We start from the raw sequence: 13,226 nt of genomic DNA, 5'->3' as shown, positions 1-13,226 counted from the left end.
GCTTGATAAAACGCCTGGTGCCTAATCTGGAGAGACTTTTGTCTCGACGTTGAGTATTCAACGAAGGTAGGGAACTGTCGCAGGTGATTTTTCGAGACAAAGATTGTTCAGCCTAAGGCTGGGGGCATCCTTTTCAAACCATCCCAAGCATGCCCTCAGATATGCCCCCAATATAGCAATGCACTGGAAGTGAATCGAGCTCCGTGGTCTATGAAAAGTCAGAAATAATCAGATAAATAGCCTGTCCTGAGACTTCTAAAGACTCTCAGGATCCCCAAAAAACATCTGAATCCGCGACCTTAACCACCTTTCACCCGGATCATTATCCTGCGACCCACGCCATGCCATGTGCAGTTCGAAGGTTTGAGTCTCGATAGGCAGTGCCTCAGCTCTTACTCCGCCAGCGGCAGTCAGCACAGCGGCCGCATAGTCGGGCACTGTGGCGACGATGTCGGTACCGGCGAGAAGGGTGGCCAGGCCGTTGAACTGCGGGACAGCGAGGACGACGTGGCGTTTGCGGCCGAGCTTCTCGAGGTGTTCGTCGATGAAGCCGCTCAAGTCCCCTGCAAAGGAAACCAGTGCGTGGGGGCGGGAGCAGAAGTCTTCGAGGCTTAATGCGCCGGGCATGGTGTCGGCGCGTAGCAGCATGGGTTTGCTGCGGCGCAGGACTTTGCGTTTGGCGTTGGCCGGCAGGTCGCTGGTGTAGCTGACGCCGATGGATATCTCGCCGGACGCCAACAGTGGGGGCATCAGGATGTAGTTGACCCGGCGGATGACCAGCACGATACCCGGTGACTCGGAACGCAGGCGTTTGAGCAGGGACGGCAGCAGGGCGAATTCCACATCGTCCGACAGGCCGATGCGGAAGACTGCGGTGCTGGTCGCCGGGTCAAACTCCGAAGCGCGGCTGACGGCTGTGGAAATCGAATCAAGGGCTGGCGAGAGCAGGGCGAAGATCTCTGTTGCCCGAGCCGTTGGCTCCATGCTGCGACCTGTGCGCACAAACAACGGATCGTCAAACAGGCCACGCAAGCGCGACAGGGCAGCACTGATCGCCGGTTGGCCGAGAAAAAGCTTTTCGGCCGCACGCGTCACGCTGCGCTCATGCATCAGGGTTTCAAAGACAATGAGCAAATTGAGGTCGACGCGACGCAGGTCGTTGCGGTTCATGGCGGGAGATCTCGGCCGTTGATCAATGCGATGGTGTGCAAACAGCGGAACACTTGCAGCTGTCTGGTGAAGCAGGGTGGATCTAGCTGACACATCTCGGGCGTGAATAGTACGAGCAAACGCTACCTTTGCGCATTCATAAATTTTCGGCGCGCCAGACGCCCGGCAACGCTGCGGGTTGCATTGTCCGGCTGACATGCGAACAATGGCCGCCCATGAGCGTTTGACGATTGGCCTGGGAATATCCATGCGAAACCTATGACAATCGATGACAGACATGTCGACTATTAATAGCCACTGATAGTGTTACCGGCAGAGCCCGGATAGAGTTCATGGCATCAAGGTTTTCTAGGCGAGGTTCGAAATGTCCCGCACGATCCGTTTTCATCAGTTTGGTCCAGCCGAGGTGCTCAAGATCGAAGAGCATGCGGTCGCGTTGCCAGCACCCGGCGAGGTTCAGGTACGTGTCCAGGCGATCGGTATCAGCTGGTACGACGTGCTATGGCGGCAGAACCTGGCGCCTTCACAGGCACGGCTCCCCGCAGGTATCGGTCAGGAAATGGCCGGTGTTGTCACTGCAGTGGGTGAGGGCGTCGATGACCTGAAGGTCGGTGACAAGGTTGCCAGTTTCCCTGCGGCCGATCCGAATCAGCATCCGGTTTACGGTGAAACCATCGTTATGCCGCGTACTTCATTGACGCGTTATCCCGATGTTTTGACCCCTATTGAGGCCAGCGTGCACTACACGCCGTTGCTCGTAGCGTACTTCGCATATGTTGATCTGGCGCGGATCAAGCCTGGGCAAACAGCCTTGGTGACAGACGCCAGCCACTGTGCGGGACCTTCGTTTGTGCAGTTGGGCAAGGCATTGGGTTTGAAAGTGATCGCGGTCACCAAGACCGACGACGCTCGCGAGTACCTGTTGTCTCTGGGCGCCGACAAAGTCGTGGTCACCGAAGAGCAGGACCTTCTGATGGCCGTCAACAAGTACACGGACAATCGCGGTGTCGATGTCGTGCTCGACGGTCTGGGCGGTCCACAGATGTCGATCATGGGCGATGTGCTTGCTCCTCGTGGCAGTCTGGTGCTGTACGGCCTGCAAGGCGGTAATCAGACGCCATTCCCGGCCTGTGCAGCGTTCCAGAAAAACATTCAGTTCTTCGTACATTGCCTGGGTAACTTCACGGGCAAGCCGGAACTGGGGATCACTCAGGATGACGCGGCATTGCAACGTGCGCTGCGTGACATCAATCAGCTGACGGCCGACCGTGTGCTGGAACCCCTTAAAACCCGGGTTTTCGCGTTCAGTGATGTGGTTCAGGCGCACCGCTACATGGATGGTTGCCCGATTGGTGGCCGTGCAGTGCTGGAAGTGGAAGAGCCTCAGGCCTGATCACGCTGGTTGCTTCACCCTTGAAATGCCCTCCACGATGGAGGGCATTTTGCTGTGTGATATTTGGTTTTAGTCCTTAATGCGAGCGTTATTTCACAGCGTTTAAACATTCAGTGCGCTATTGCTCGTATGTGCAGGCAATCATTAAACGAATCTGCGAAAGCGCGGCAATGCTTATGCGTTTGAGTGTGTGTTATCTGTCGCGTCTCGCTGGAGTTGAATACCTGCTTATCGAAAACTCGCAAGTGCATGGTTTGAAACCCGATGTTCTGTGGGGGCGAATTCATTCGCGAAGGCAGCAGCCCTGAGACACCGCATTCCCGAGTGAAATGACGCCCTCAAGGCTGCCATTGCAGCACCGCGGCCTTGCGCAAAGGCTCTATGAAGCACCTCAATAATAAAATTTTATAAACAGAAAATTAAACTAACACGTTTAATGTTTGCAAACTTAAACGCACTAATCCCGCCTCTTTAATTCCTGTTTCACATCTTGTAATTACCAAATTAATATCGATAATAGTTGGGTGCTTTTACCACTCAGGGAATGAGTCATGGTCAATTATGATTTTTCAAGGCTGTCCGATTTTAAACTCCTTTCTTGCAACGCACTTCGTTGGGGAATGCAAAGGAGTGCATCAGCATGAGCTCCATTCACGAACAGGCGATGAACTACGTCTATCAGCAAGTGCTGCAGCGGCTGCTGGGTTATTTTCGACGAGCAGAGCGCACGGCGCTGCAGTTGCTGATTCAGCGATTGATCGTGGCCGCAGGCGGCATTGAGCGTATTTCAAGTTTCAATGTGCTGGTGCCCTTCAGTGGCGGCAAGGACAGCGCCTATACCGTGGCGCTGCTGCGAGCCGCCCAGTTGAGCATTGCCGGGCGCGCACCTGCCACCTTCAACCTGCGTGTCGCCAACATGCGCCATGCCGGCATTACCCCGGCAGTCATGGAGAATATCCAGCGGACCTATTCAGCACTGTTTCTGCATGACGACCCTCGAGTGGAACTGCTGGAGGTTGATCATCAGGTGGTCAGAGTCTTTGAGCCCGATGTGCCCATGTCCCGTGCCGGACGGGAGCAGAATCGTTCGGACATGCTGGTCAATGGTCATGTTTCTGCCGGGGACGGCCGGACCACGTTCTGCAACAGCTGTTACCTGGGCATCGCCGAGTTCTTTGAGCTGGCTACCACCTGGGGCGGCGGGGTCGATGCGGTGGTGAGTGGCGATTCGCGCAAGGAGCAAAAACAGTACGTCACGTGGGTCATGCGCCTGGCGCCCGGTACTGCGCATCGTTTCAGCGATTCGGGAAACCAGAATTTCAACACGATGTTGAGTGTTGTTGGCAGCATCAGCCAGTCCTACCAGCAGGAGCTGTACGGGACAAATGATGAGGCAGGGGACCAGTTGATCGCTCCCGTTAGCGTTACAAACAAAGCGGGGGCGCCAGCATTCATTGCCATCTCTGACCTGATCGTCAGCAATGCCGAAGAGCACTGGAAGCTGCTGACCGAATTCCTGGGGTTCCGCTTTGAGGACCTTGCATTCAGTTTTAGTGAATCCGATTGCGCAAACCCGTTGTTGATGGCGCACATGCGCGGGTTGAAAGTGCAGTATGTCCAGGGGCGTAGTTATGCCGAGGGTGTCGAGGAGTATTTGCAACTGGCCAAAGCAATGATGCGTAGTAAAGGCATGCCTCAACGCCTGATCGATCAGGCCATGAGCGCCTATGCCAGCGAGGAGGGCATTGCGTCCCGTCGCGAGCTGGCGGCCACGTTTGCGCAGGAAGGTTTTGGGGTCAGCGAAGCACAGCTGATTTGCCTGCTGTTTTCGCCTTTCGTCAATGAAGGGCGAGAGCTAGAGGGTTTCCTGCGGCGTCTGCATCCCGGCATGCTGGTCGCCTTGCCGGACTTGCATAAAGCCTTGCAGGGCATGGCCGCACCCGATCAGGTTCTGCAATGGCTGGTTGATATAAGCGGGCTGACCCTTGAAGGCTTGCAGAGCCTGTACCGCAAAAAACGCGTGGATTTCAACGACCCGACCTCCATCATTGCCCGGGTGCGCGCCTCCGATCCCGACAAGAGAGGGGTCATGACCGTCGACCCGCAAACGGGTAGCAATGTCGTTGAGGTGCTTTCGGGGCGTTGACCGCGCGGTCGCCTGGCCGTGAAACGCTCTCGCGGCTGAAGCTGCTCCTATCAAACAAAATGCAATCACTTGACCTGGAATGATTTTCTGTAGGAGCTCACGAGCATCGCGAGGCAGCGATTGCGTCCTGTCTGATACACCGCCATCGCGGCCTCGCGGTGCTCGTGCGCTCCTACAGATCCAATGTTTGCTGCGCGACAGCGCGGTGTCAGTGACACCGGGGCGGCTCTCGTCAAACAACGTGCAAACTGCTGGATTGAAATGCATTTTCTGTAGGAGCTGCCGAAGGCTGCGAAGCATTTCTCCTGATAAACCGCGATCGCAGCCTTCGGCAGCTCCTACAGTCCAGTGTTTGCTTGGGGAATTGCGCTGCGCCAGGGCATAGAGCAATCCCCAAAGATCCTTGCATAACCTGAATCATCCAGGCCCCGCCGATCCATTTGTATTTGCCAGATATAACCGGTGCTGTTATCTGTATGCCCATCCAGTACCGGCATTTCAGGTTGTGACCGTCATTTCTTCATCCATCAGCTCTGAAACAGGAACCGGGATCAGCACTCAAGAGCTGCGCTCCCTGGCGCCTGATCCCGCTGATCAGGCTCGTTATCTTGTCGCGGTGCGTGCGCTGTGCGAGTTCACCGCCAAAGCAGGCGACCTTGATCTGCGCTTCACGCCATCTCCTACCGCACAGGAAGGCATCGCGGGGCATCGCAGTGTTGCGGCGCGACGCGGTCCCGGTTATCAGTCAGAGGTTTCACTGTCGGGTGAATATCAGCAACTGAGGATTCGTGGTCGGGCCGATGGTTATGACCCGGCACTGAACCAGTTGGAGGAGATCAAGACTTACCGCGGCGAATTGTCAACGATGCCGGACAATCACCGGCAGTTGCACTGGGCGCAGGTGAAGGTCTACGGCTGGCTCCTCTGCCAGCAATTGCAGCTGGACGAAGTCAATCTGGCACTGGTGTATTTCAACATTGTCACCGAACAGGAAACGTTAATTCGTGAGCGCTTTACCGCGCCGACCCTGCAGGCATTCTTTCAGCGACATTGCGCCATATTTTTGCGCTGGGCAGAGCAGGAGCTGGAGCACTCCAGTGGGCGTAATCAACAGTTAAACCAGCTGAAATTTCCTCACGGGAGTTTCCGTACCGGTCAGCGTCATCTGGCGGAATCGGTTTTCAAGGCGGTCAGCACCGGCCGTTGCCTGATGGCGCAGGCGCCCACCGGTATTGGTAAAACCATTGGCACTTTGTTTCCGATGCTCAAGGCTGCGCCGACGCAGAAGCTGGACAAAGTGTTCTTCCTGACCGCCAAAACGCCTGGCCGCAAGCTGGCGCTGGATGCGTTGAGAGTGATCCGTACGAGTGCGCCGGAGTTGAAATTGCGCGTGCTGGAGCTGGTCGCCCGGGACAAGGCTTGCGAGCATCCGGATAAAGCCTGCAATGGCGATTCCTGCCCGCTGGCCAAGGGTTTTTATGACCGTTTGCCGGCGGCGCGCAGTGCTGCGTTGTACGCTCCGTGGCTGGACCAGGCCGGTATGCGTGATGTGGCACTTGCTCATGAGGTCTGCCCGTACTACCTCAGTCAGGAGATCGCGCGCTGGGCGGACGTGGTGATTGCTGACTACAACTACTATTTCGATCTCAGCGGCTTGTTGTTCGGGCTCAGCCAGTTCAATCAGTGGCGCGTTGCGGTGTTGGTTGACGAAGCCCACAACATGGTCGAGCGAGCCAGGCAGATGTACAGCGCCAGCCTGGATCAGCAGAACCTGAGCACGTTGCGCCAGACGGCACCCGAAGCGTTGCAGAAAACCCTGCAACGCTTGAATCGTGAATGGAATGCGCTGCACAAGGAGCAGGTTGCTCCGTATCAGGCCTATGCCGAAACCCCGGGCAAATTTCTGCAAAGCCTGAACCTGTGCGTCGCATCCATGGGGGATTATTTCAATGATCACCCTCATGCAATGAATGGCGCGCTGCAAAACTTTTATTTTGAGGCGATTGCGTTTGTGCGCATCGCCGAGTTGTTCGACGAGCATTTTGTGTTCGATATCAGCAAAAGGGCGCTGAGCAGCAAGCGCAGCTATTCCAGATTGTGCCTGCGCAATGTAGTGCCTGCCCGTTTCATTCGACCCAGGCTTACAGCGGCCCGGAGCAGCGTGTTGTTCTCGGCAACCCTGAGTCCGCGCCACTATTACGCTGATCTGTTGGGTTTACCCACGGATACCGCGTGGATTGATGTGGAATCGCCTTTCAGTCGCGAACAGCTGGACGTGCAGATCATCAGTCGTATTTCCACACGATTCACCCATCGTCAGGCGTCACTGGCGCCCATCGTGGAGCTTTTGTCTGAACAGTTTCAGGCTCGACCGGGCAACTATCTGGCGTTCTTCAGCAGTTTTGATTATCAGCAGCAAGTCGCGGATTTGATGCAGCAAAGCCATCCAAAAATCCCGATCTGGCAGCAGGCGCGAGGCATGAGCGAAAGTGATCGTCAGGGCTTTCTCGATCGTTTCACCCTGGAAAGTCAGGGCATCGGCTTCGCCGTACTGGGTGGCGCGTTTGGCGAAGGCATCGACTTGCCGGGCGCGCGATTGATCGGTGCATTCATTGCGACGCTGGGGCTGGCTCAACTCAACCCCGTCAATGAGCAGATCAAGCAACGCATGGCTGTGTTGTTCGGCGCGGGCTACGATTACACCTACCTCTTCCCAGGGGTGCAAAAGGTCGTGCAAGCGGCGGGGCGAGTGATTCGAGGGCAGCAGGATCAAGGCGTGGTCATGCTGATCGATGATCGATTTGCCGAGCCGAAGGTGCGTCAGTTACTCCCGCGCTGGTGGCAGCTATGAACGTTCAACGACTTAGGGATCGATAGCCGAGCAACAAGGTCCAACTGCCAGTAAACTGCCGCGCCGCTGATCGTTTTCTTGTGTCGTACAGCAGCCAGCATTATTTCTATTCTGCTTTTCATGGAGGTTGTATGAGTCTCAGTCCCTTCGCCGGCAAGCTGGCACCACCTCAGTTGCTGGTCGATATTCCGCGACTGGTTACCGCTTATTACACCGGCCAGCCTGATGCATCGATTTCGACCCAGCGCGTAGCGTTTGGCACTTCCGGCCACCGTGGCAGCTCGTTCGAACTCAGCTTCAACGAGTGGCACGTTCTGGCGATCAGTCAGGCGATTTGCCTGTACCGTCAGGCCAACGGCATCGACGGACCGTTGTTTCTGGGGGCTGATACACACGCCTTGTCCACGCCGGCCGCTGCCAGCGCACTGGAAGTCCTTGCCGCCAATGGTGTGCAAGTGATGATTTCCGAAGGTGACGAATACACGCCAACCCCGGCGGTTTCCCACGCGATCATCTGCTACAACCGTGGCCGCACATCCGGCCTGGCAGACGGTATCGTCATCACGCCGTCGCACAACCCGCCGGAAAGCGGTGGCTTCAAGTACAACCCTCCCAATGGCGGTCCGGCAGACAGCCATATCACCAAGTGGATTGAAGCCAAGGCCAATGAACTGCTGGCGGAAAAAATTCAGGGCGTCAGCCGTATCACTCACGAACGAGCACTGCGTGCCGACACCACCCATCGTCATGATTATTTGAATACCTATGTGGCTGACCTGAAGAACGTCATCGACATGGACGCCATTCGCGACGCAGGTCTGCGCCTGGGCGTAGACCCGTTGGGCGGTGCCGGGGTGCGTTACTGGTCGGCTATTGGCGAGCACTACGGTCTGAATCTGGATGTCGTCAACCAGTTCGTCGATCCGACGTTCCGCTTCATGAGCGTTGACTGGGACGGCCGCATTCGTATGGACCCGTCATCCAACTTTGCCATGCAGGGCCTGATTGGCCTGAAAGACAAGTATCAGGTTGCATTTGCCTGCGATCCTGATCACGACCGCCACGGGATCGTAACCCCAACGGGTGGTCTGCTGGCTCCTAACAATTACCTGGCAGTCTCTATCGACTATCTGTTCCAGAACCGTCCGGGCTGGCGTGCGGACGCAGCGGTTGGCAAAACCGTGGTCAGCAGCGGCATGATTGATCGTGTCGCTACGCGTCTTGGTCGTCGCCTGTACGAAGTGCCAGTCGGCTTCAAATTCTTTGCTGAAGGCCTGTTCGATGGTTCGCTGGGTTTCGGCGGCGAAGAAAGCGCCGGTGCGTCGTTCCTGCGCAAGGACGGCACGGTCTGGAGCACTGATAAGGACGGTCTGATTCCTGCGCTGTTGGCTGCAGAGATCACTGCTCGTAAAGGTCGCGATCCCAGCGAAATTTACCAGACACTGACTGAGCAACTGGGCGAGCCGTTCTCGACACGCGTCGAAGCCAAAGCCAGCCCTGAGCAGAAAGCGGCGCTGGGCAAACTGTCGCCGGATCAGGTCAAGTCAACGGAACTGGCGGGCGAGCCGATCCTGAGCGTTCTCAGCCATGCGCCAGGCAATAATCAGGCGATTGGCGGTTTGAAAGTGATGACTGGAAATGGCTGGTTTGCTGCGCGGCCATCGGGTACCGAGGACATCTACAAGATCTACGCCGAGAGTTTTATCGGTGAAGAGCACCTCAAGCGTCTGGTAGCAGAAGCTCAGGTACTGGTGGATGCCGCGATTGCCTGATGCATTCAGGTGATCTGTAGGACTGGCTTTAGCCGGGAGGGGGCCAGTACATTCAGCAATTATCGTTCGCCAGAAATAATGCCCTCCCGGCTGAAGCCAGTCCTACGGGGCTGCGTTTCAAGCTGAAACTTTCCACAAAAAAGCCCGGACTCGCGAGAGTCCGGGCTTTTTCATGTGCAGCGATTACTCAAGCCACGTCGACCAGTACGATTTCGCTGTCTTCGATAGCCGTCACTCGCAGTACGCGCTCGTCTTCAACGGCAACGCCGTCCCGGGCGTTCGCTTGTAAACCGTTGACCTCAATGCTGCCGGTCGCCGGTACCAGGTAAGCGCGTCGACCGGCATCCATCTGGTATTCGGCACTTTCGCCGGCTTTCAGGTTGGCGGCCACCAGACGTGCATCCGCTCGAATACGCAGGCTTACGTCATCACCCGATTTGCCGCTTGCCAGGGTCACGAAACCTTCGCGATCACCTTTCGGAAACGGTTTGGCACCCCAGGAAGGCGCTGCGCCGGTTTCATTCGGCATGATCCAGATCTGGAAGATTTTGGTCGCTGTCGATTCCTGGTTGTACTCGCTGTGAGCGACACCGGTCCCGGCACTCATCACCTGGACATCGCCTGCTTCGGTTCGGCCTTTATTGCCAAGGCTGTCTTCGTGAGTAATGGCACCTTCACGAACGTAGGTGATGATTTCCATGTCCCGGTGTGGATGTTTCGGGAAGCCGGTACCGGCTTGAATCACGTCATCGTTCCAGACTCGCAGTTGACCCCAGTTCATGCGTTTTGGGTCGTAATATTCAGCGAACGAGAAATGGTGGTGTGCGTCCAGCCAGCCGTGGTTGGCGCCGCCCAGAGTGTTGAAAGGTCGTAATTGCAGCATGGTGTGGCCTCCTGTGCAGAAGCGGGCATGATTGTAGGCCCGGGCTGCTGAACGTTGTTCGGTTATCGATGGCAGCCATGATTGATCAAATATGTATCGATAAAAAGCGTAAATACTCGCTTTAAGCTATCTGTTAATTCGATATTTAAGGTGGCAGTTATTCTCTACTTGACCTGCACTTGATCGGCTAATTGCCTGATCGAAAAGCATTTACTGGAGCTGAAAGTCGAATCGCGCGACCATAGGCCACTTTTGTTTTACCTGTGCCCTGGAGCCTGCGTGCCAGACAATCTGCCTGTTGATGTTCCCGCCCATACCGAATCCGATCTGACGCCACCCAACCAGCTGTCTCTGATCAAACGCTTGCTCTCGCGACTGTTGGGGCGCGGGTTGAATCGTCTGGGCGCGCAACATCCACCGTCCTGGACTCAAAGCCATGCCGACGGTTACCTCAACGGTCACTTGCAGGGTGTCGAAGAGGGCTACGCCGAGGGGCACCTGGACGGTATCGAAGAGGGCCGCAAGGTTCTGGTAATCCGCGACACGCGTCCGAATGAGCATCGTGGGCCGAAAGTCGATGATCATTTGTTCGATGACTGGCGTCTGCCGCTGAGCGCGGACATCAAGAAACGCATGAAGGCCGACGTCGGGCAGAAGTTACCCGCCCATGCGCAACCCAGCGCTGCGCAGTGGAAGATGATCTTCAGTGACACGCCATCGACTTACGTCATCGCCGGGGCGGGCGCGGGCAAGTCGACTTCGCTGGTGTTGCGCATCCTGCTGCTCAGTCATTACCTGGGTTTCGAACTGGACTCCATGACCGTGGTGACCTTCACCCGCGAGTCGCGCAAGGACTTCGTCAATAAACTGGTCGAGATATTTGCCTGCTGGGGTCTGAGTCTGGACCAGAAGCAGGCGCGGGACGTGGTGCGTACCTTTCACTCGCGGATTCTGCCGCTGGTGCGCAGCATGCCGGGCCTTGAGAAGCTCACTGCTTTTGAAAACCTCGGCGCTCAATCCACGGCGGGACTGGAGGAGGGTGCGGACAGCAATCCTTTTGATCTGCGCATCAATGACGCTCAGCGTCAGCAACTGAACCTGTGTTATCGCGACCTCTATGCCAGTAACGAACGTTTCCGCGATGTGATGGCACCGTTGTACCGCCAGGCGCTGCAGCTCAAGGAGCTGGAGCGCGACCACCCCGATGTACAGAAACGGGTGACGGTCACCGAGTTGTCGGCCAAACGCGATGAAGAGCTGTGCGACACCATCGAAGACTTGTGGATTCGTGCCAGGGCCTGGCCCATCAAAGGCGTCGAGCCCATGCGGCAGACTGTCGAGATCAACGGCTTTGGCTTTCATCTGCACGGCTATATCGCAGAGCTGGATGCCTGGGTGGTACTCGGCTTTGACCCATCCGAAGACCAGCAGATGAAACGCCCGGGAGCGAAATTGCCGATCTGGGCGGAGTGGGTCATCAAGCGCACGCTGTTTCAAGCTTTCTGCCGCAAGCCTTTGATTTGGCTGGATAGTTATGAGGCGGGTAGCCGTGTGTTGCAATCCTTGTCAGGCGCAGCCGTTGCCGGGCCTGGGTTCGATTACAAGGTCAAGGGCGATCTGAGCGCCGCGCCGTTGCTGGACAGCTTTGTTGCGGCGGCGGGTTTTATCGAAAATCTGGGGCTGGATGTGCCCGCAGCCGTTGCCGAAATGAGCTTTTCCAATAACGATCCCGACCGCTATTTCTTTGAAGCGCTAAGTTTGTTCTGGAAGGCCTTCGAAAATCACTTGCTGACCCAGACGCCGCCAGTGATGACCTATAACCGGATGTTCGCCCTGTTTGGCGAGAACTCGCCGGAAAACCTGAAGCTGGTGGGCGATCATCAGCTCAGGCCATTGGCCCATTTGATGATCGATGAGTTTCAGGACGTCTCGCCGCAGATCGTTTCGTGGGTGCGCGCCTGTTTGCGTGAAATTCGGCGTCGCGGGTCTGATCTGCATATCGGGCGGACCGCGCAGCATGCCTCGCTGCTGTGTGTCGGGGATGACTGGCAATCGATCTATGGCTGGCGTGGCAGCTCACCGAAGTTCTTCATGGAGTTTCCCAAGGAGTTTCCTGCGCCTGCGACCACCAAGGTCATGCTCAGTGACAATTACCGCAGTCATCAGTACATCATTGATGCGGCCGAGCACATCGTGCGCGCGGCACCTGCCATTGCGGGCAAGAAAGCCAAAGCCAGCGGTGCGGCGCAGGAGTTGCTACCGGTTACGGTGCTGGAGAGAGATGACGAGGCCCTGGCCGAGCGTTTGATCGAGCACTACAACGACGGTGATTCGATCCTGTTGCTGTACCGAAAGAGCAGCGATAAAGCTATGTTATCCAGTAAGTTACAAGCTTTAGTGAATGCAGATTATGCGCTGCCGCCTCAATCTCGCCGCTTTAAACAACTGACTTATCACAGTGCTAAAGGTCTGCAGGCTGACGCAGTATTCCTGCTGGGCGATTGTCAGCATCTGACCCACTCGCCGTACAAAAATCAGCTTTACCGTCAGGCTGGATTAGGCAATCCCGGAGATACCGATGCTTTCGACAATGCGCAGAAAGACGAGGTTCTGCGGCTGGCCTACGTGGCGATCACCCGGGCCGTGCGGCATTGCTATTGGTATATCGATGGCAGCGCGAAGGAAGGAGTGAATACGACCAAGGCGTCGGACCGGATACCGGCAGACAAGCCGTTTTTCGAGGACAGGCGTGGTCGTAAGGAAAACATTTAGATATCGCCCCAATGTCACTGAGACAGCACTGTTTTTATGTGAAGATTCTGTGTTTGCCTGCAATCTCGTAGGACCGGCTTTAGCCGGGAGGGGGGTATTTCTGGCGAAGGATATTGGGTAAATATCCCGACGCCCTCCCGGCTGAAGCCGGTCCTATGTATGGACTCGCCCCTACTTTCAACCCGCTTTTTGAACACTGCTACCCGGTTGCATCTATGTATAAGGCCTATTCGAGGAAG

At 56.3% G+C, this 13,226-nt stretch carries 7 protein-coding genes; 5 read left to right on the top strand and 2 right to left on the bottom strand.

Going from position 1 to position 13,226, the window contains the following annotated elements; translation table 11 throughout:
* Positions 1-255: 255 nt before the first annotated feature.
* Positions 256-1,170: a LysR family transcriptional regulator gene (locus tag AO242_RS15065; protein WP_099269347.1), complete on the bottom strand. Its 915-nt coding sequence runs from the start codon at positions 1,168-1,170 to the stop codon at positions 256-258.
* A 364-nt stretch (positions 1,171-1,534) separates the two neighbouring features.
* On the opposite strand from AO242_RS15065, the gene AO242_RS15060 reads away from it, so the two are divergent.
* The 4 genes from AO242_RS15060 (at position 1,535) to pgm (ending at position 9,332) form a co-directional block, all read left to right on the top strand.
* On the top strand, positions 1,535-2,563 hold the full coding sequence (locus AO242_RS15060) for a zinc-dependent alcohol dehydrogenase family protein (protein ID WP_099269346.1): 1,029 nt from the start codon (positions 1,535-1,537) through the stop codon (positions 2,561-2,563).
* A 640-nt stretch (positions 2,564-3,203) separates the two neighbouring features.
* Positions 3,204-4,709, top strand: coding sequence for a hypothetical protein (locus tag AO242_RS15055; RefSeq protein ID WP_099269345.1), 1,506 nt, complete (start codon positions 3,204-3,206; stop codon positions 4,707-4,709).
* Positions 4,710-5,259: 550 nt separating this feature from the next.
* A complete protein-coding gene (locus AO242_RS15050) occupies positions 5,260-7,560 on the top strand; it encodes an ATP-dependent DNA helicase (protein WP_099269396.1) in 2,301 nt (766 codons plus the stop codon).
* A 131-nt stretch (positions 7,561-7,691) separates the two neighbouring features.
* Complete coding sequence (gene pgm / locus AO242_RS15045) at positions 7,692-9,332, top strand: phosphoglucomutase (alpha-D-glucose-1,6-bisphosphate-dependent) (RefSeq protein ID WP_099269344.1); 1,641 nt, start codon at positions 7,692-7,694, stop codon at positions 9,330-9,332.
* Positions 9,333-9,519: 187 nt separating this feature from the next.
* Here pgm and AO242_RS15040 read toward each other — a convergent pair whose 3' ends face one another.
* Positions 9,520-10,215 (bottom strand): pirin family protein, encoded by a 696-nt coding sequence (locus AO242_RS15040; RefSeq protein WP_027898526.1) that lies wholly within the window; start codon positions 10,213-10,215, stop codon positions 9,520-9,522.
* A gap of 279 nt (positions 10,216-10,494) precedes the next feature.
* Between AO242_RS15040 and AO242_RS15035 the strand changes: the two genes are divergently transcribed.
* The gene (locus AO242_RS15035; RefSeq protein WP_176560633.1) at positions 10,495-12,987 is read left to right on the top strand and encodes a UvrD-helicase domain-containing protein; all 2,493 of its coding nucleotides are present in this window, start codon (positions 10,495-10,497) and stop codon (positions 12,985-12,987) included.
* Positions 12,988-13,226 lie beyond the last annotated feature (239 nt).

This window comes from Pseudomonas sp. ICMP 561, from assembly GCF_002699985.1.
GTDB classification, from domain to species: Bacteria; Pseudomonadota; Gammaproteobacteria; order Pseudomonadales; family Pseudomonadaceae; genus Aquipseudomonas; species Aquipseudomonas quasicaspiana.
The sequence above is the reverse complement of the archived record's forward strand: the minus strand, read 5'-3'. Positions and strand labels throughout refer to the sequence as shown.

What these genes read in the sequence shown, in the direction of transcription:
- AO242_RS15040 (WP_027898526.1), bottom strand. Translation starts at nt 10,215, where the DNA reads ATGCTGCAATTACGACCTTTCAACACTCTGGGCGGCGCCAACCACGGC.
- pgm (WP_099269344.1), top strand. Translation starts at nt 7,692, where the DNA reads ATGAGTCTCAGTCCCTTCGCCGGCAAGCTGGCACCACCTCAGTTGCTG.
- AO242_RS15060 (WP_099269346.1), top strand. Translation starts at nt 1,535, where the DNA reads ATGTCCCGCACGATCCGTTTTCATCAGTTTGGTCCAGCCGAGGTGCTC.
- AO242_RS15065 (WP_099269347.1), bottom strand. Translation starts at nt 1,170, where the DNA reads ATGAACCGCAACGACCTGCGTCGCGTCGACCTCAATTTGCTCATTGTC.
- AO242_RS15055 (WP_099269345.1), top strand. Translation starts at nt 3,204, where the DNA reads ATGAGCTCCATTCACGAACAGGCGATGAACTACGTCTATCAGCAAGTG.